Origin of the sequence: Sinorhizobium sp. 7-81, from assembly GCF_030124405.1 — a bacterium.
GTDB lineage: Bacteria > Pseudomonadota > Alphaproteobacteria > Rhizobiales > Rhizobiaceae > Sinorhizobium > Sinorhizobium psoraleae.
Genome location: NZ_JASKLT010000001.1, coordinates 1,233,571 through 1,251,004 on the forward strand (window position 1 = coordinate 1,233,571; position 17,434 = coordinate 1,251,004).

General features: G+C 61.9%; 15 protein-coding genes. 7 read left to right on the forward strand and 8 right to left on the reverse strand.

Features of this window, described 5'->3' with window-relative positions:
• Positions 1 to 82 precede the first annotated feature (82 nt).
• Positions 83 to 2,107 carry an excinuclease ABC subunit UvrC gene (uvrC, locus tag QN224_RS05940; protein ID WP_283975904.1) on the reverse strand — a complete coding sequence of 675 codons (2,025 nt, stop codon included), beginning with the start codon at positions 2,105 to 2,107 and terminating at the stop codon, positions 83 to 85.
• On the reverse strand, positions 2,104 to 2,868 hold the full coding sequence (locus tag QN224_RS05945; protein WP_283975905.1) for an SDR family oxidoreductase: 765 nt from the start codon (positions 2,866 to 2,868) through the stop codon (positions 2,104 to 2,106). The genes uvrC and QN224_RS05945 overlap by 4 nt, the downstream gene beginning before the upstream one ends.
• Positions 2,869 to 3,228: 360 nt before the next feature.
• On the opposite strand from QN224_RS05945, the gene QN224_RS05950 reads away from it, so the two are divergent.
• A complete protein-coding gene (locus QN224_RS05950; RefSeq protein WP_269276808.1) occupies positions 3,229 to 3,867 on the forward strand; it encodes an outer membrane protein in 639 nt (212 codons plus the stop codon).
• A 48-nt stretch (positions 3,868 to 3,915) separates the two neighbouring features.
• Here QN224_RS05950 and QN224_RS05955 read toward each other — a convergent pair whose 3' ends face one another.
• From QN224_RS05955 to QN224_RS05970, 4 genes are read right to left on the reverse strand one after another with little or no spacing between them, the layout of a single operon-like run.
• The gene (locus QN224_RS05955) at positions 3,916 to 4,506 is read right to left on the reverse strand and encodes a glutathione S-transferase (RefSeq protein WP_283975906.1); all 591 of its coding nucleotides are present in this window, start codon (positions 4,504 to 4,506) and stop codon (positions 3,916 to 3,918) included.
• A 16-nt stretch (positions 4,507 to 4,522) separates the two neighbouring features.
• The gene (locus QN224_RS05960; RefSeq protein WP_283976104.1) at positions 4,523 to 5,272 is read right to left on the reverse strand and encodes a ribonuclease T(2); all 750 of its coding nucleotides are present in this window, start codon (positions 5,270 to 5,272) and stop codon (positions 4,523 to 4,525) included.
• Complete coding sequence (locus QN224_RS05965) at positions 5,233 to 5,664, reverse strand: hypothetical protein (protein WP_225105014.1); 432 nt, start codon at positions 5,662 to 5,664, stop codon at positions 5,233 to 5,235. The genes QN224_RS05960 and QN224_RS05965 overlap by 40 nt, the downstream gene beginning before the upstream one ends.
• A gap of 51 nt (positions 5,665 to 5,715) precedes the next feature.
• Positions 5,716 to 6,585, reverse strand: a complete 870-nt coding sequence (locus tag QN224_RS05970) for a 23S rRNA (adenine(2030)-N(6))-methyltransferase RlmJ (RefSeq protein ID WP_283975907.1) — start codon at positions 6,583 to 6,585, stop codon at positions 5,716 to 5,718.
• Between the two features lie 68 nt (positions 6,586 to 6,653).
• On the opposite strand from QN224_RS05970, the gene QN224_RS05975 reads away from it, so the two are divergent.
• The 4 genes from QN224_RS05975 to QN224_RS05990 all read left to right on the forward strand — a co-directional run bounded on the left by QN224_RS05975 (position 6,654) and on the right by QN224_RS05990 (position 13,546).
• Complete coding sequence (locus tag QN224_RS05975) at positions 6,654 to 8,786, forward strand: molybdopterin oxidoreductase family protein (RefSeq protein WP_283975908.1); 2,133 nt, start codon at positions 6,654 to 6,656, stop codon at positions 8,784 to 8,786.
• A gap of 67 nt (positions 8,787 to 8,853) precedes the next feature.
• The gene (locus QN224_RS05980) at positions 8,854 to 9,450 is read left to right on the forward strand and encodes an NUDIX domain-containing protein (RefSeq protein WP_283975909.1); all 597 of its coding nucleotides are present in this window, start codon (positions 8,854 to 8,856) and stop codon (positions 9,448 to 9,450) included.
• A gap of 104 nt (positions 9,451 to 9,554) precedes the next feature.
• On the forward strand, positions 9,555 to 12,167 hold the full coding sequence (mprF, locus tag QN224_RS05985) for a bifunctional lysylphosphatidylglycerol flippase/synthetase MprF (RefSeq protein WP_283975910.1): 2,613 nt from the start codon (positions 9,555 to 9,557) through the stop codon (positions 12,165 to 12,167).
• On the forward strand, positions 12,164 to 13,546 hold the full coding sequence (locus QN224_RS05990; protein ID WP_283975911.1) for an AcvB/VirJ family lysyl-phosphatidylglycerol hydrolase: 1,383 nt from the start codon (positions 12,164 to 12,166) through the stop codon (positions 13,544 to 13,546). Before mprF ends, QN224_RS05990 begins: the two co-directional genes overlap by 4 nt.
• 22 nt (positions 13,547 to 13,568) lie before the next feature.
• On the opposite strand, the gene purN is transcribed toward QN224_RS05990, so the two are convergent.
• The gene (purN, locus tag QN224_RS05995) at positions 13,569 to 14,231 is read right to left on the reverse strand and encodes a phosphoribosylglycinamide formyltransferase (RefSeq protein ID WP_283975912.1); all 663 of its coding nucleotides are present in this window, start codon (positions 14,229 to 14,231) and stop codon (positions 13,569 to 13,571) included.
• A complete protein-coding gene (gene purM, locus QN224_RS06000) occupies positions 14,228 to 15,298 on the reverse strand; it encodes a phosphoribosylformylglycinamidine cyclo-ligase (RefSeq protein ID WP_283975913.1) in 1,071 nt (356 codons plus the stop codon). Before purM ends, purN begins: the two co-directional genes overlap by 4 nt.
• Before the next feature lie 252 nt (positions 15,299 to 15,550).
• On the opposite strand from purM, the gene QN224_RS06005 reads away from it, so the two are divergent.
• Both QN224_RS06005 and hdaA read left to right on the forward strand, forming a co-directional pair.
• The gene (locus QN224_RS06005) at positions 15,551 to 16,672 is read left to right on the forward strand and encodes an AI-2E family transporter (protein ID WP_173510345.1); all 1,122 of its coding nucleotides are present in this window, start codon (positions 15,551 to 15,553) and stop codon (positions 16,670 to 16,672) included.
• A gap of 25 nt (positions 16,673 to 16,697) precedes the next feature.
• Positions 16,698 to 17,387, forward strand: coding sequence for a DnaA regulatory inactivator HdaA (gene hdaA, locus QN224_RS06010; RefSeq protein ID WP_283975914.1), 690 nt, complete (start codon positions 16,698 to 16,700; stop codon positions 17,385 to 17,387).
• The last annotated feature ends 47 nt before the right edge of the window (positions 17,388 to 17,434 follow it).

A 17,434-nucleotide genomic window follows, 5' to 3' on the forward strand; every position in this document is an offset into this window, starting at 1 on the left:
AATCGTTTTGAGGACAAGTCCCGCAGCAGTTCAAGGCGCTACAGCGGCCTTTGCGCGTCCGGCGCGCGGCTGCTGTGGGCAGTTATTTCACGCTATCCTCGTGAAAATGCTCGTAGACGAGTCGGGCGACGGCTTCAGAGATGCCATTGACGGCCATCAGGTCGTTGATGCCGGCTCGGGAGACGGCCTTGGCCGTACCGAAATGCGTAAGCAGCGCCCGTTTCCGCGTCGGCCCGATACCAGCGATTTCGTCGAGCGGGTTCTTGACCATCTCCTTCTTTCGCCGGGCACGGTGCGAGCCGATAGCGAAACGGTGTGCTTCGTCGCGCAGTCTCTGAATGAAATAGAGAACCGGATCGCGCGGCGGCAGAGTGAAGCTTTCGCGCCCCTCCGCGAAAAAGCGCTCGCGGCCGGCGTCGCGATCGACACCCTTGGCGACGCCAATCGCGGTCACGCAATCCTCGACGTCCAGTTCCTTGAGAATTGCGCGGACCGCGGTCATCTGGCCCTGGCCGCCGTCGATCAGGATGACGTCCGGCCAGGCCGGGAATGCGCCGTCATCGCCTGGTTCGGCGCTGCGGTCGGGTTTGCCTTCCTCTTTCAGCAGGCGCGAGAAGCGCCGCGTCATGACCTCGCGCATCATGCCGAAGTCGTCGCCCGGCGTAATGTCGGTCGATCTGATGTTGAACTTGCGATACTGGCCTTTGACGAAACCTTCGGGACCGGCGACGACCATACCGCCGACGGCGTTGGTCCCCATAATGTGCGAGTTATCGTAGATCTCGATGCGGCGCGGCACCTGTTCCAGTTGGAAGGTCTTGGCAAAACCTTCGAGCAGCCGCGACTGCGATGCGGTCTCGGCAAGCTTGCGGCCATGGGCCTCGCGCGCATTTGCGAGCGCGTGGTCGACGAGATCCTTCTTCTCACCGCGCTGAGGCACCAGGATCGACACCTTGTAGCCGGATTTTTCCGTGAGCGCCTGGCCGAGCAGTTCCTGCTCCTCGACCGCCTCGCAGAGCAGGATCTGCCGAGGGCAGGGCTTGTCGTCGTAGAACTGGGCGAGAAAGGCGCTGAGCACCTCTGTCGAAGGAAGCGACGGGTCGGCTTTCGGGAAATAGGCGCGGTTGCCCCAGTTCTGTCCAGTGCGGAAGAAGAAAACCTGGATGCAGGAAATCCCGCCTTCGTGATGGATCGCGAAGACGTCCGCCTCCTCGACGCCTGCCGGATTGATGCCCTGGTGGCTCTGCACATGGCTGAGCGCCGCCAGGCGGTCGCGGTAGAGTGCGGCACGCTCGAAATCGAGGTTCTCGGAGGCTTCGCTCATGGCGGCAGCGATCGTTGCCTTCACGGCCTGGCTTTTGCCGGAGAGAAAGTCCTTTGCCTCGCGAACGAGCTCGGCATAGTCGGCATCGCTGATTTCGCCGGTGCAAGGCGCCGAACAGCGCTTGATCTGGTAGAGCAGGCAGGGGCGTGTGCGTGTCTCGAAGATGCTATCCGTGCAGGTCCTGAGAAGAAAGGCGCGCTGCAGCGAGTTGATGGTTCGTCCGACGGCGCCGGCCGATGCGAAGGGGCCGAAGTAATCTCCCTTGCGGCTGCGTGCCCCGCGATGCTTGAACAGCGCTGGCGCCCTGCTGTCGCCGGTGACGACGATATAGGGAAACGACTTGTCGTCGCGCAACAGCACGTTGAAACGCGGGCGCAGCCGCTTGATGAGGTTGGCTTCGAGCAGCAGCGCCTCGATCTCGGTCCGTGTCGTCACGAACTCCATGTTCGCAGTCTCGCGAACCATCCGCGCGATGCGGTTTGAATGGCCGCGGCCCTGGGCGTAGTTGCTCACCCGTTTCTTGAGGCTGCGGGCTTTGCCGACATAGAGCACGTCGCCGGCGTCGTTGAACATGCGGTAGACGCCGGGGCCGTTCGGCAAAAGCTTGACGAAGGCCTGAATGAGCTCCGCGCCCTTGAGGCCCTGCGTCTCGGCGCGGTTCTCCGCCCAATCGATCGCTGGCGCCGGTCGCTCGCCTTCTGTCACCTCGAGCAGATCGTCGTCTTCATCGGTCTCGCTGCCGTCATAAAGGATGCCGCCATCGGTGGGCGTCTGCCCGTTCATTCCACTATCTCCCGAATATCCGGCGTCTCCCAGGCAAGATGCTGGCCGCCGTCAAGCGCGATCATCTGTCCGGTAACCGACGGCGTGTCGAAAAGGAAGCGGATCGCGCGTCCAAACTCGTCGAGCGCCGGACCGCGCTTGAGGATCAGTGCGTCGACCTGCGCTTGAAAGTCGCTCTGTTTCTGCCGTTCGTTCGGCAGTGTCGGCCCCGGTCCGATGCCGTTGACGCGAATGTGAGGGGCAAGCGCCTGTGCCATCGTTTGGGTTGCCGTCCACAGCGCCGACTTGGAAAGCATATAGGAATAAAAGCGCGGATTTGGAGACCAGACGCGCTGGTCTATGACATTGATGACAAGGCCGGAAACGTCATCCGGACGCTGCCGGGCAAAGTCGCGCGCAAGCAGGGAAGGGGCCTTGACGTGCAGCGCGAAGTGGCGCTCCCAGACCTGTTCGTCGAACGCATCCAGACTGTCCTTCTTGAAGACCGAGGCGTTGTTGACGAGCAGGTCGAGCGGACCAAGCAAGGCCGTCGCCTCAGTGATAACCCGGGACGCGGCGGCGGAATCGGTGAGATCCGCCTTCAGAGCGACAGCCTTGACGGCATTCGCGGCGAGGCTCTTCGCCAGTGCCTCTGCTTCGGCGAATGAGCCGTTCGCATGGATGGCGACTGCGAAGCCGTGCGCGGCCAGATCCTCGACTATTGCCTTGCCTATGCGTCGGGCGCCGCCGGTTACGAGCGCCGCCTTGAGTGTTCTCGTCAACTTTTTTCCGTCCCTCGAATCCTGTTCTGGCTGGACGAAGATATAGGCAAGAATGGCCGGCCTGAAACTCTCCCGGTGGAATCATTTCAGAAAAATTAATGCAAAGCGGATAAATTGTATTATTTCGAAGTATCATAGTATAGATTTCATTAATCTAAAACTATGGTTAACAAATACCCTGTGTCGTGAAGGCAACATCCAATTTCGGCCGTGTTCGTGCCGCTAAAATTTCACAATTTAGCTCTTGAGATTCCGCATTTTCTGGCCAATTTCCGGTCAACCGGGCGGGTTAATCACAGAATGTCCGGTGTTCCGCAGAGATACAATTGCGTCGGAGCATCGGTTGAAAAGGAGAATAGTATGCGTACGCTGACCACCACCCTCATGGCTTCGGCCATGGCTTTCGTTGCCTTGCAGGCCGCCCACGCCGCAGACGCCGTCGATGAAGTTCCGGCTGCTCCGGCTGCCGAATACACCGAACCGGCGACCAAGGACTGGTCGGGCGCCTATGTCGGCGGCACGGCCGACTGGCACCATGGCGAGGCTGACGCCACGGGCAGCAACACCTCCGCTGGTTTCGGCGGCGGTCTTTACGGCGGTTACAACGTGCAGAGCGGCCAGATCGTCTACGGCGGTGAAGCCGATATCGGCTATGCCGGAAACGATTCTCACTCCAGCGGCCGTCGCGTCGAGCAGGGTGTCAACGGCTCGATCCGTGGCCGTGTGGGCGTCGATGTGAACCCGGTTCTCCTCTATGGTACGGCCGGTCTCGCCGTCGGCAAGGCCAAGCTTTCGACCCCGGACGGTTCCGACAAGAATACGATGGTTGGCTGGACGGCCGGTGCCGGCGCGGAAACCTTTGTCACGGACAACGTCACAGCGCGCGTTGAATATCGTTACACCGATTATGCCTCCAAGGACTTCAATGTTGGCGGCAGCACCGTTACGTCTGGTTATGACGAGCACAGCGTCCGCGTCGGTATGGGCGTCAAGTTCTGATCGGCTGACATCGCAAAGTCGAAAAGGCCGGGGTGACCCGGCCTTTTTTTATGCTTTGAAATTGGAATAATCCGGAAAGTGCTTTTCGAACTTCGCCGGCCAGTTCTTGAGCTTCGGCCGCCCTCGCTGCCACTCGCCGGCGAAACGCAATTCGATGTAGCGCAACAGGGCTGCCAGCGCGAAATGCCCTGCATGGAGCTTGCCTCCGGTCTTCGGGAGGTTTGCGTTCAAGTAATCCAGCCCGCGTTCGACCTTTTCCCATTGCCGGTCAATCCAGGGTTGGTGCACCTTCTCCGGTGGGTGAAAGCGCTTCTCGTAGACGATTGCCAGCAGGCTGTCGCAAACACCGTCGCAAAGCGCCTCGAAGATTTCCACTTCGGTACGTTTGTCCGCGTTTTTCGGATAGAGCTTGCCCTTGGTTTCGCGGTCGAGGAAATGCATGATCGCCCGGCTGTCGTAGATCGCCTTGCCGTCCGCAGTAATCAGGGTCGGAATCTTGCCCAGCGGATTGTTGCCGATCAGTTCCGGCGGGTTGGCGTTCGTGTCCGTCAACACGCTTTCTGCGTCGAGGCCCAGGTGATGCGCGGCCATGCGGACCTTGTTCGAGTAGGGGGAGGCAGGCGAATAGAGTATCTTCATTCGAGTCTTTCCGTTGTCATGGGGCAGGGGGAAGGGAAACCGCGCCCCTTCTGCAGGCTTGGCGATCCACTTCGGGGCATGCCCTAAATTTAAGTGTCTTGTCGAAGCAGATTCTGATTTCTTCGAGAAGCCTGGCTTCGCAGGTAACAGCGATCGTCTCCGGCGTCATGCCGGGATTTTTCGCGATCAGCGCGGCTTCGATCACTGATACCGGGAGATCGCGCGATTTTTCCGTCGATGCCAACTCCGGCGGGATCGTGAGCCGTTCGCGCGCGGCGCGCGCCACGGCGAAATAGTCCGCCTGGCTGAGACCGGAGCAGGTGCCGTGCTTGCGCCACTGGTGACCGATGAGCCCCATCGAGGGAATGAGGTCGAGATATTGCCGGCCGAGCGAATCCGGCACGCGGTCCGATTGCCGCGTTGGACAATATTCCGGATAGCCCCTCTCATTCTGTGGCCAGAGCCCGTGCACAATGAGGCCGCGACGGCTGCCGGCCTCGCATTGATCAGATTTTCCGGACGGATCGTTGCTGCCGCACCAGGTGGGCGACCAGGACAGGGAAAGGACGTAAAAGTCGAAGCCTCTGCCGACGGGAACCGGTGCTGTCGCAATAGTCTTCGTCCCGCCGGTCGCCGAATTCGGGGTAGTTTTGTCTGCACTTTCATCGCTGCAGGCGGCGATCGTCAGAACGCCGACGAGCGCCGGCAGCAGCCTCTTCGCCGCTCTCAACGAAGCGAAGCGCAGTGGGCGCCGTAGACATACCAGGGATCGAGGCCGCCGACGCAGAACTCAATACTCCTGCCGACACCGGCAAAGCCCCACGGCCGCTCGATCAGATACCAGAGTGGACGCCGTACGCCGTCGGTCATCACGGCAGTCGCATAGCAATATTCACGCTCGACGAGGTGCGTGTAGTCACGCGGCTCGAAGCGATTTTGGCCCATGTCGCGAATCTCGGCGATGGCGAGATTGGCATGAAGGTAGTTCGCGGCCTTGTAGTCGAAGCGTCGGGTAATGAAACCCAAAACGGAGGCGTTGCTGCAGGCGCCGGTAGCATAGGCTGCATGGGGTGCAGGCTCCCCGATATAGTCGGCGGCGGCAGCAGCGGTGGTAAGGGAAAGCGAGAGCAGAAGCGATGCGGCAAGCGTACGAGTCATGGCCATCTCCCTGAATCCTTTCAGGAGATTGACCCCTTCGCCATCGATCCGTCAAGGCCCCGGGTTGAGAGATGCTTCGCCGCGCAGCCAGAAGCAGCGGGCCGACGCGAAGCGATCCTGAGCCAGATGTGTTTTCAAAAAGGGCAGCAGGACATCGAGCTCACTCTTCAACGTGAAGGGCGGGTTGACGATGACTAGGCCCGATCCGGCAAGCCCGGTGGTGTCGCGATCGCTGCGCACCGCGAGTTCCACGCAGAGCATTTTCGGAATCTCCAGCGCTTTCAACGCCGCGTGGAAATCCTTTATCGGTGCGCCTTTCTTCAGCGGATACCAGAGGCAGAAGGTGCCTCCGGCAAACCGGCGGTAGCCTTTCGCGAGCCCCTCGGCAAGCCGCTGGTATTCGCCCTCGATCTCGAACGGAGGATCGACGAGAATGAGGCCACGCTTTTCCTTCGGTGGCAGGTGAGCGCCAAGCGCCAGCCAGCCATCGAGCTTCGTGATGCGGCTTTGGAAGTCGCCATCGAACAGGCGGTGCAGCGTCTCGTAGTCGTCCGGATGCAGTTCCATCGCCGAAAGCCGGTCCTGAGGGCGGAACAGCATGCGGACGAGCTTAGGTGAGCCGGGATAGTGAGTGAGGCCGCCGTCGGGATTGAGATCGCGAACGGCCGAGAGATAGGGCTCGAGGATCGCGGCGACCGGGGCAGGGAGCTCCGCGTCCAGCAATCGGCCGATGCCTTCTCGCCATTCTCCGGTCTTCTGGGCTTCCTCGCTCGAAAGGTCATAGAGCCCAATGCCGGCATGCGTGTCGAGCACCCGGAAGGCCTTGTCCTTTTGCTTGAGATACGTGACGAGCCGCGCCAGCACCGCATGTTTCAGGACGTCGGCGAAATTGCCTGCGTGATAGATGTGCCGGTAGTTCATGAGCGCCGCCGATGGCTATGATCAATTGTTTCGATGGATGGCGAATGGGGCTTTTTGCCCTCTAGCGGATGCCATATAGAAAAGCCATGAACGTTGCGACCCCCATCAAAGCAGAAAAATCGATCGGCTATTCGGTCTGTCCGCACGACTGTCCGTCAGCCTGTGCGCTTGAAGTCGACCTGACGGCCGAAGGCCAGATCGGCCGTCTGCGCGGCGCGGCCGGAAACAGCTATACCGCCGGCGTCATCTGCGCCAAGGTGGCGCGCTACGCCGAGCGCATCTACCACCCCGGCCGGCTGATAGTGCCGCAGCGCCGCACCGGCGCCAAGGGCGACGGGAGCTGGCAGGAGATTTCCTGGGAAGCGGCGCTCGATGAGATTGCCGACCAGTTCGTCAAGGCCGAGCAGAAGCACGGTCCCGAGGCGATCTGGCCTTATTTCTACGCAGGCACGATGGGACAGGTCCAGCGCGATTCGATCGAACGGCTGCGCCATGCCAAGCGCTATTCCGGATTCTTCGGCTCGATCTGTACGAACATGGCCTGGACCGGCTTCACCATGGCGACGGGAGCCTTGCGCGGCCCCGACCCGCGCGAAATGGCGAAGGCCGACTGCGTCGTGATCTGGGGCACCAATGCGGTCGCGACGCAGGTCAACGTCATGACCCACGCGGTCAAGGCGCGCAAGGATCGCGGCGCCAAGATCGTCGTCATCGACATTTATGAGAACCCGACCGTCAAGCAAGCTGATATGGGGCTCGTCCTGAAACCAGGCACGGACGCCGCGCTCGCCTGCGCCGTCATGCACATCGCCTTCCGTGACGGCTATGCCGATCGCGCCTACATGGCGAAGTTCGCTGATGATCCCGCGGGCCTCGAAGCGCATCTCAAGACACGCGGCCCGGACTGGGCTTCGGCCATCACCGGCCTGCCGGTGGAGGAAATCGAAGCCTTCGCCAAGCTCGTCGGGACGACGCCGAAAACATACTTCCGCCTCGGTTACGGCTTCACCCGCCAGCGCAACGGCTCCGTCGCCATCCATGCGGCGGCTTCGGTCGCCACCGTGCTCGGCTCCTGGAAGCATGAAGGCGGCGGCGCGTTCCATTCGAACAACGACATCTTCAAGCTGGACAAGCGCGAGCTCGTCGGTTCCGCGTTCCACGATCCCGACGTGCGGATGCTCGACCAGTCGCAGATCGGCCGTGTGCTGACCGGCGACGCCGAGGCGCTGCGGCATCGCGGGCCTGTGACGGCACTTCTCATCCAGAACACCAACCCCGTCAACGTCGCGCCCGAGCAGCGGCTGGTGAAGCAGGGCTTCCTGCGCGATGACCTCTTCGTTGCCGTGCATGAGCAGTTCATGACCGACACCGCGCGGCTCGCGGACATCGTCCTGCCTGCGACCATGTTCCTGGAGCACGACGATCTTTATCGCGGCGGGGGTCACCAGCATATTCTGATCGGACCGAAGGTCGTCGAACCACCGCCGACAGTGCGGACCAATCTCTTCGTCATCGAGGAGTTGGCGAAGCGCCTCGGTGTATCCGACCGCCAGGGCTTCGGCCTCACGGAACGGCAGCATATCGATCGGCTTCTCGCCAACTACGACATCGATTACGAGCGGATGAAGCGGGAGAAGTGGCTCGATTGCCAGCCAGCCTTCGAGGAGGCACATTTTCTCAACGGCTTCGGCCATCCGGACGGCAAGTTCCGTTTCAAGGCCGATTGGACCGGCACGCCGGCGCCCAACCGCCCGTCGAAATCGATGGGGCCGCAAGGCCCGCACGGCAGGCTGCCGGAATTTCCTGATCATGTCGATCTGATCGAAGTGGCCGACGAACGCCATCCATACAGACTGGCGACGTCGCCGGCGCGGTCGTTCCTGAACTCGACGTTCGCCGAGACGCCGTCGTCCATTCAGAAGGAGGGGCGGCCGGAAGTTATGATCCACGCGGAAGACGCAGCCGCGCTCGGCATTGCCGGCGGCGACGTCGTCAGGCTCGGCAATGAACGCGGCGAGATCCGGCTGCACGCGAGGATCGGCGGAGGCGCACGCCGTGGTGTCGTCATCGCCGAAGGGCTTTGGCCGAACGGAGCCCATCTGGACGGCGAGGGGGTCAATGTCCTGACCGGCGCCGATGCAGTCGCGCCCTACGGCGGCGCAGCCTTCCACGACAACCGGGTCTGGGTGCGTCGGGCCTGAAGATTGGTCGAGCGCCTCCGGCTCGTCAGATTCTGCAAGCGAATTCCTCGTCCAACAAGGATCTCTCATGACGAAGCATGCCGACCCGCGCGTCCGGATCATCGATCGCAAGCCCCTCTGGAAAGGCTTCATCAGCCTCGAAGAGGTCACGCTTGAACAGGAAATGTCCAACGGTCAAACAGCCCGGCTGGTCCGCGAGATCCATGATCATGGTCGCGCCGCAACGATCCTGCTCTTCGATCCGGAACGGCAGCTGGTCGTCCTTGTCCGTCAGCTTCGCATTCCGGTATTCCTGCAAGGCGAGCCGGGATATTTGATCGAAGCACCGGCCGGCCTACTCGACGGCGAAGAGCCGGCAGTGGCGATCTGCCGCGAAGCGATGGAGGAGACCGGCTACCGCATCGAAAGCGCCACCCATCTCTTCGACGCCTATATGAGCCCCGGCTCTCTGACGGAACGAACGAGCTTTTTCGTCGGGCTCATCGACGCGTCGAAGAAAGTGTCTGCAGGCGGCGGGCTGGTCCACGAGGGCGAAGACATCGAAGTTCTCGAGATTCCCTTTGAGAAAGCGGTGGCGATGATCGGCACCGGCGAGATCTGCGACGCGAAGACGATCATGCTGCTGCAATGGGCGATGCTCAATCGAGCTTCTATTTCGTCATAACCGTTTGACTTAAGACCGTTATTGTACATTACCGATATTTCACTTTCTGATGGCGCTCGAGTGGGCTAAAGCCCTGTTGTCTTCAACAAGGACACGGGCGAGCCATGATCTCCCCCTCTGCCTCAGAGCCTGAAGTCGATGAAGAGCAAAGGAACGAAGCGGGGTGGCGGCCGTTTCTGAGGCGCAATCAGCGCTCTCTTTCCGCCGTCGGCACGCTTCTCGTAATTGCGCTCTTTGGAGCCGCCATCTTTCACCTGACCGCTGAGGTGCATTACGACGACGTCGTGTCCGCATTGGCCGAGACGCGTTGGATCTCGATCGTCGCAGCAGTTCTGTTCACGGCGTTGAGCTTTCTTGCGCTAACCTTCTACGACGTCGCCGCGCTCGACTACGTCAAGCTCAAGCTACCCTATGCGGATATCGCGCTCACGGCCGCCTGTGCCTATGCCGTCGGCAACACAGCCGGCTTCGGACCTTTGAGCGGAGGCGCGATCCGCTACCGGTCCTATTCCCGGCTCGGCCTGGAGCCGGAACAGATAGCCCGCGTCGTCGCGTTCGTGACGCTTGCCTTCGGGCTTGGTCTTGCCGCCGTCACGTGCATCAGCGTGCTCACCGTCGGCGAATACGTGGCTCCGCTGACTGGGCTTGAACCGTTCTGGCTGCGGATCATCGCCATCATCGTGTTAGGCGTCCTGTTAACCGCCTTTATCTTGGCACGCGACGGCCATGAGATCCGCGTCGGCGGCATAACCCTGCGCCTGCCAGACTCCAGAACGGCCTCCCGTCAGTTCCTGGTAACAGCGCTCGATCTTGCCGCATCCGCGACCGTTCTCTACGTGCTGTTGCCATCGGGAACAATTGGCTGGCCGGCCTTCCTGGCGGTTTATTCATTGGCGGTCGGCATCGGCGTGCTGAGCCACGTGCCGGCAGGGCTCGGCGTCTTCGAAACGGTAATAGTGGCGACGCTCGGCCGTGCGGCTGACGTCGATACAATTCTCGGCGCGTTGGTTCTTTACCGATTGATCTATCACGTGCTGCCGCTGCTGATCGCGATTGTCGTGATCATCGGCATGGAAGTTCGTCAGCTCGCCGGCCGTCCTGCGGCCTCCAGCATGCGCCGCATAGGCGGCCGGATCGCTCCGTTGCTTCTGGCAACGCTCGCACTCGTGCTCGCCATCATGCTGGTGCTGTCGAGCGTGACGCCGACGCCTAGCGAGAACCTGGCGTTCCTTTCCAGCTATGTCTCGCTGCCACTTGTCGAAGGCGCGCATTTCCTCGCGAGCCTGCTCGGACTGGTACTGGTCATCGTAGCGCGGGGATTGGCGCTGCGCCTCGACGGCGCCTGGTGGGCCTCGATCGTGATCGCGGTCGCGGCGCTGCTGCTGTCGTTGCTGAAGGCGGTGGCGTTGATGGAAGCCGGCATGCTCGCATTCTTCATCGTCGGCCTGCTTGTCAGCCGCCGGCTTTTCGTCCGCCCTGCGTCGCTGTTCGGTCAGGCGCTGACGCTGCCGTGGCTGACGGCTATCGGGGTTATCTGCCTCGGGGCATTCGTCGTTCTGCTCTTCGTGTATCGCGATATCGAGTATAGCCACGAGCTCTGGTGGCAGTTCGAGTTTTCCGCCGAAGCGCCGCGCGGACTTCGCGCCTTCCTGGGTGTCACGGTTGGGGCGAGCGCCATCGCCATCTGGAGCCTGATGCGCCCGGCCACGACAGCAGTGGAGCCTGCCTCGGAGGAGGCGTTGGAGCGGGCGATCGCCATTGTCGAGAACCAGGACATGTCGGATGCCAATCTCGTGCGGATGGGCGACAAGAGCGTCATGTTCTCTTCCGACGGTCGTGCCTTTATCATGTACGGCCGGCGGGCACGTTCCTGGATCGCCCTTTTCGATCCCGTTGGCCCGGTGGAGACTTGGCCGGATCTCATCTGGCAGTTCATAGAGACCGCCCGCGCCAATGGCTGCAGGGCAGTTTTCTACCAGGTTTCGCCACTGGGGCTCGCCTATTATGCGGATGCCGGCTTACGGGCGTTCCGACTTGGCGAACTCGCCGAGGTCGATCTGACACGGTTCGAATTGAAGGGCGGAAAATGGGCAAACCTGCGCCAGCAGGTAAGCCGTGGTCAGCGCGACGGACTGGAATTCACCGTCGTCGAGCCCGAGGCAGTAGCGGGGATTCTGCCGGAGCTCGCGGCAGTTTCAGACGCCTGGCTCGCACATCACAGCGCACGAGAGAAGGGCTTTTCCCTCGGAGCCTTCGATCCCGACTATCTGGCTGAGCAGCCTGTCGCTATCCTTAAATGCGCCGGGCGCATCGTCGCTTTCGCCAACATTCTCACGACCGTGACGAAGGAGGAGGGGTCGATCGACCTGATGCGCTTCTCGCCGGATGCTCCCAAAGGTTCGATGGACTTCCTGTTCGTGCAACTGATGGAATTCCTCAAGACGCAAGGCTACCGGCGCTTTAATCTCGGCATGGCGCCGCTCTCGGGCATGTCTTCCCGCCGGGTGGCGCCAGTGTGGGATCGGGCAGGTCGGGCGTTCTTCGAGCACGGCGAACGCTTTTACAACTTCAAGGGCCTGCGCGCCTTCAAGTCCAAGTTCCACCCGCGCTGGCAGCCGCGCTACCTTGTGGCGAGCGGCGGTTTAAATCCGATCCTGGCGTTGATGGATGCAACGTTTCTCATCGGCGGCGGCCTCAAGGGAGTGATAAGGAAATGACCGGCATACGAAAAACCTGGAAGCCCGTCCTTTCGGCCGTGCTGATTGCAGCGGCAGCGTCCTTTTCCTCGTCAGCCCAGAACGCGCAAAATTTCGCCACCGGCATGATCCCGTCGCCGCATATCCTGTTCCCCGCGGAAAAAGCTTCTGCGGTTGTCGTGCTCCTTTCGGATGCCGCCGGGTGGACCGCGAAGGAAGAGCGGGTCGCGCGGGCGCTTGCAAGCGAAAAGGCGGTGGTCATCGGCATCGACCTCAAGACCTATCTGGCTTCGCTCGCGAAGGATGGTGGCAACTGCATCTACACGGTCTCGGATATCGAATCGCTGAGCCAGCAGGTCCAGCGCGCTGCCAAGAGCGGCGCCTATCAGCCGCCGGTCGTCGCGGGCGTGGGCGCCGGCGGGGCGATGGCGCTGGCGATCGCTGCGCAATCTCCAGCCGCGACCATTGGTCAAACGCTTGCAGTCGATCCCGAAGAGGGTATTGCATTGACGAAGCAGCTCTGTACGCCGGCCGAGAAGGTTCGAAAGGGCGACCGCATGGTCTATGGCCTGACCGACGGATCTTTGCCCGACCCAGTGACAGTCGCCTTTTCTCCCGCCGCTTCCGCCGAAGGACGGGATCATCTGACCACGCTCATCGCTAGACATCCGGAGATCGGAATCCGAGACACGGGGGACGACGCCTATACGGCGCTTTCGAATGCGCTTTCCGGATTGTTGGCTGAGAGCGGAGAAGGCGACAACCCTTTCGGGCTTCCGCTGACTATCCTCGACGCGAAGCCCGCGCGCGACACCATGGCCGCGATCTATTCGGGCGATGGTGGCTGGCGGGATATCGACAGGGAGGTCGGCAACGTCCTGCAGCAGCAGGGCGTGCCGGTCGTGGGCGTCGATTCGCTGCGCTATTTCTGGTCCGAGCGCCAGCCGAAGGCGACTGCCGACGATCTGGCGAGGATCATCACCTACTATCGTAAGCGCTGGAATGTCCGAAACGTTCTGCTGATCGGCTACTCCTTCGGTGCCGATATCCTGCCGCGCACCTACAACCTGCTTCCGTCAGCCGATCGAGCGCGCGTGCGCCAGGTCACCCTCATGGCACTCTCGCATCAGGCCGATTTCAAGATTTCCGTCCTCGGCTGGCTCGGCGCCAAGGGTGAGGGAGACGCCGGCGATCCGGTCGATGACATCAAGGCGATTGACCCGTCGCTTGTCCAATGCATCTACGGTACCGAAGAGGACGACGACGCTTGCCCGGACCTGAAATCGTCAGGCGTCGACGTGGTCGCCATTGAGGGCGGTCACCATTTCGACGAGGACTATCCCACCTTGACGCGCCGCGTGCTCGACGCACTCGACCGCCGCCTCGCGGCGGCGAAGTGACGCTCGCATTCCGCAATGGCTGTCAGATAGCAGGAGAAATGAGCATTCCCGAAGCCTCGCCGACCGCATGACTCGCGGCGCGCCCACCTTTCATCTCGACCTTGCCCTCGGCGACGAGCCTCAACGCCATCGGATAGGTCTTGTGTTCGATGGTCAAGACGCGCGCGGCGAGTGTTTCCGCCGTGTCGCCGGCGAGGATCGGGACCGCGGCTTGCGCGATGATCGGGCCATCATCCATGCCTTCGGTCACGAAATGAACCGTGCAGCCGGCAAGCCTCATGCCGGCATCGATCGCTCGCTGATGCGTGTGGAGCCCGGGAAACAGCGGCAGAAGCGACGGATGAATATTGAGGATGTGGCCTTCGTGACGCTGTATGAACGTTGCCGAAAGCAGCCGCATGTAACCGGCGAGGCAGATGATGTCCGGGTGAAGCCGATCAAGCTCGGTGAGGATCGCGGCTTCGTGCGCTTCCTTGCTGACGAAGTCTTTTCGGACGAATGAAAATGTCGGGATGCCGAGGGCTGCCGCCTTGGCCAGGCCGCCGGCTTCCGCCTTGTCGGCGATCACGGCGATGATTTCAACTGGAAAGTCCGGCTCCGCCGCTGCCTTTGCCAGCGAAAGCATGTTCGAGCCGCCGCCGGAAATGAAGACGACGACCCGTTTCTTAGCCGTAGTCGTGCTCATAGAGAGAGGCTGCCCTTGTAGATCGTGCCCGCGGCGCCCTCGACACGCGCGACCATGCGGCCGAGCGTGAAGACCGTCTCGCCTTCGCCGGTAAGTACCGCCGCGACCTTTTTTGCTTCCGCCGCCGGAACGACGGCAATCATGCCGACGCCGCAGTTGAACGTCCGCAACATCTCGTTGGCGGCAACGCCGCCGGTCTTGGCGAGCCAGGAGAAGACGGCCGGCGATCTGATCGCGTCAAGGTCGATCTCTGCGGCGAGGTGCTTCGGCAGAACGCGCGGAATGTTTTCGGGGAACCCACCGCCAGTGATGTGCGCCAGTGCCTTGATGGCGCCGGTCTCGCGGATCGCTTTCAGGAGCGGCTTCACGTAGATGCGGGTCGGCGTCAGCAGGAGATCGGCAAGCGTGCCTTCGCCGAAGGGAGCGGGCGCGTCCCAGGCCAGTCCCGAAATCGCAACGATCTTGCGCACCAGCGAATAGCCGTTCGAGTGCACGCCGGAGGAGGCGAGGCCGAGGATGACATCGCCTTCGGCAATGTCGCCCGCCGGCAGCAGTTGGCCGCGCTCGGCCGCGCCGACGGCGAAGCCGGCGAGGTCGTAGTCGCCGCCGGAATACATGCCCGGCATCTCGGCCGTCTCGCCGCCGATCAGCGCGCAGCCCGCATCGCGGCAGCCAGCGGCAATCCCGGCGACGATCGCGGCACCCTGGTCAGGATCGAGCTTGCCGGTCGCGAAATAGTCGAGGAAGAACAGCGGTTCCGCGCCCTGTACGACAAGATCGTTGACGCACATGGCGACGAGATCGATGCCGACGGTGTCGTGCTTGTTGGCATCGATCGCGATCTTGAGCTTGGTGCCGACGCCGTCGTTCGCGGCCACCAGAACCGGATCGGTGAAGCCCGCAGCCTTGAGATCGAAGAGACCGCCGAAACCGCCGATCTCGCCATCGGCGCCCGGGCGCCGCGTGGAGCGCACATGGGGTTTGATCTTCTCCACCATCAGGTTGCCGGCATCGATATCGACGCCTGCGTCGCTATAGGTGAGGCCGTTCTTGCCCGACTGGCTCATGCTCATTCTCCAAGGCTCGTCGCATATTGCGGATGCGATTGGCACGGCGGGACAAGGAGTGCAAGCCAACAGCCGGTGCTTGCCGCCTTTTTTTGCCGTTTTGCCCGCATCCCCACCGCGTTTCGACCGGCGAGGGGCGATTTCCCCTGTTTGAATGGCGCCGGGGTTGACCTGCGCGCGCGCCGCGCCCTATCTCGTCCACATGGATGGAACGCGAGGCGCGCTTGCGCCCGACGCGGTACGGGGAGCGCCATGGGCAGTCAGGTCAGCAGTGTGAGTCTCAAGCGCCAGGTCGTCTTCTGGCTGCTGGTGCTCGGCGGCTTCATCGCCTTCCTGACGCTCTTCAGTTCGATCCTGCTGCCGTTCCTCGCCGGCATGGCACTCGCCTATTTCCTCGATCCGGTCGCCGACCGGCTGCAGCGTCTGGGCCTCAGCCGGTTGATGGCGACGATCGTCATTCTTGTCGCTTTTGTTGTCGTCCTGGCGCTGTCGCTGATGATCGTCATCCCGTTGATCTTCACGCAAGCGGCCGACTTCATTCAGAAGATGCCTGACTACATTGCCAGGCTTCAGGCCTTCATCACGGATAGCCAATCGACGCTGCTTCCGGACTGGCTTGCGGGGCAGATGACGGCGATCAAGCAGAATTCGGCCAAGCTGCTTGAACAGGGTGCAAGCTTCCTCGGCACGCTGTTCCAGCAATTGTGGAACTCCGGCATGGCGCTGCTGGACATCCTTTCGCTCTTCGTGATCACTCCGGTCGTGGCGTTCTATCTGCTGCTCGACTGGGATCGCATGGTCGACAAGGTCGACAGCTGGGTGCCGCGCGACTATGTCGACGTCGTCCGCCAGATCGCCCGTGACATGAACACGACGATTGCCGGCTTCGTCCGCGGCCAGGGTTCGCTGTGCATCATCCTCGGTCTCTACTATGCCATCGGCCTTTCGCTTGTCGGCCTCAATTTCGGGCTGTTGATCGGCTTTTTCGCCGGCATGATAAGCTTCATCCCCTATGTCGGTTCGATGGTGGGGCTCGTGCTGGCTGTCGGCGTGGCGCTCGTCCAATTCTGGCCGGACTATATTATGATCCTGCTGGTCCTGGTTATCTTCTTCAGTGGACAGTTCCTCGAAGGCAACATCCTGCAGCCGAAACTGGTCGGCAAGAGTGTCGGTCTTCACCCTGTCTGGCTGATGTTCGCGCTGCTTGCCTTCGGCGCCCTGTTCGGCTTCGTCGGCCTTCTCGTCGCCGTGCCCGCCGCCGCCGCTATCGGGGTCCTTGTTCGCTTCGGCATACAGCGGTACCTTGATAGTGATCTCTATCACGGGCATAGGACAGCCGCGAAGAAGCAGCCGGAAGGCCATGAACCCGGCTGAGTCACGCCATTGTCCAGAGTACAGCATGACAAGACGTCCGTTCGAACAATTGCCGCTCACCTTCGGCCATGATCCGGCAACCGGCCGCGAGGATCTGCTCGTTTCCGACCGGCTGAGCGCGGCCATCGCCATCGTCGACCATTGGCCCGATTGGCCATCGCCGGTGGTCATCATCGCCGGGCCGGTCGGCTCCGGAAAGTCGCACCTCGCCAGCATTTGGCGGGAAAAGGCGGGAGCCGAGGCGATTCATCCTGTCGCCGGCTCTGATGCGGCCGATATTGCGGCGAGCAAGTCGGTTCTCTTCGAGGATGCCGATCGCCAGGGATTTGACGATACAGCGCTCTTCCATGTCATCAACAGTGTGCGCCAGCACGGCACCGCGTTGCTGATGACATCACGCCTGTGGCCCATGTCGTGGCCGGTGACGCTTCCTGATCTCCGCTCGCGCCTGAAGGCTGCGACGGTCGTCGAAATCGGCGAGCCGGACGACGAGCTGTTGACGCAGGTGCTCGTCAAGCTTTTCGCCGACCGCCAGCTTTTCGTCGATGAGCGCCTCGTCGGTTATATCGTGGCGCGCATGGAGCGCTCGCTGGAAGCCGCCCAGACGATTGTCGAGCGACTGGATCACCTGGCGCTGGCCCGTGGCACACGGCTGACACGCAGCCTGGCGGCGGAGGTGCTGGCAGAGCTTGGAAATCCCCGCCAGTCCGATTGACTGTCACAGTTCCGTCGTCAAAGTGGGGTAGCTCGTGCAGTTTGAGT

Bases quoted from the DNA above. Each gene is read 5' to 3' on its own strand.
- uvrC (WP_283975904.1), bottom strand. From the start codon at position 2,107: ATGAACGGGCAGACGCCCACCGATGGCGGCATCCTTTATGACGGCAGC.
- QN224_RS05950 (WP_269276808.1), top strand. From the start codon at position 3,229: ATGCGTACGCTGACCACCACCCTCATGGCTTCGGCCATGGCTTTCGTT.
- QN224_RS05955 (WP_283975906.1), bottom strand. From the start codon at position 4,506: ATGAAGATACTCTATTCGCCTGCCTCCCCCTACTCGAACAAGGTCCGC.
- QN224_RS05965 (WP_225105014.1), bottom strand. From the start codon at position 5,664: ATGACTCGTACGCTTGCCGCATCGCTTCTGCTCTCGCTTTCCCTTACC.
- QN224_RS05970 (WP_283975907.1), bottom strand. From the start codon at position 6,585: ATGAACTACCGGCACATCTATCACGCAGGCAATTTCGCCGACGTCCTG.
- QN224_RS05975 (WP_283975908.1), top strand. From the start codon at position 6,654: ATGCCATATAGAAAAGCCATGAACGTTGCGACCCCCATCAAAGCAGAA.
- QN224_RS05980 (WP_283975909.1), top strand. From the start codon at position 8,854: ATGACGAAGCATGCCGACCCGCGCGTCCGGATCATCGATCGCAAGCCC.
- mprF (WP_283975910.1), top strand. From the start codon at position 9,555: ATGATCTCCCCCTCTGCCTCAGAGCCTGAAGTCGATGAAGAGCAAAGG.
- QN224_RS05990 (WP_283975911.1), top strand. From the start codon at position 12,164: ATGACCGGCATACGAAAAACCTGGAAGCCCGTCCTTTCGGCCGTGCTG.
- purN (WP_283975912.1), bottom strand. From the start codon at position 14,231: ATGAGCACGACTACGGCTAAGAAACGGGTCGTCGTCTTCATTTCCGGC.
- purM (WP_283975913.1), bottom strand. From the start codon at position 15,298: ATGAGCCAGTCGGGCAAGAACGGCCTCACCTATAGCGACGCAGGCGTC.
- QN224_RS06005 (WP_173510345.1), top strand. From the start codon at position 15,551: ATGGGCAGTCAGGTCAGCAGTGTGAGTCTCAAGCGCCAGGTCGTCTTC.
- hdaA (WP_283975914.1), top strand. From the start codon at position 16,698: ATGACAAGACGTCCGTTCGAACAATTGCCGCTCACCTTCGGCCATGAT.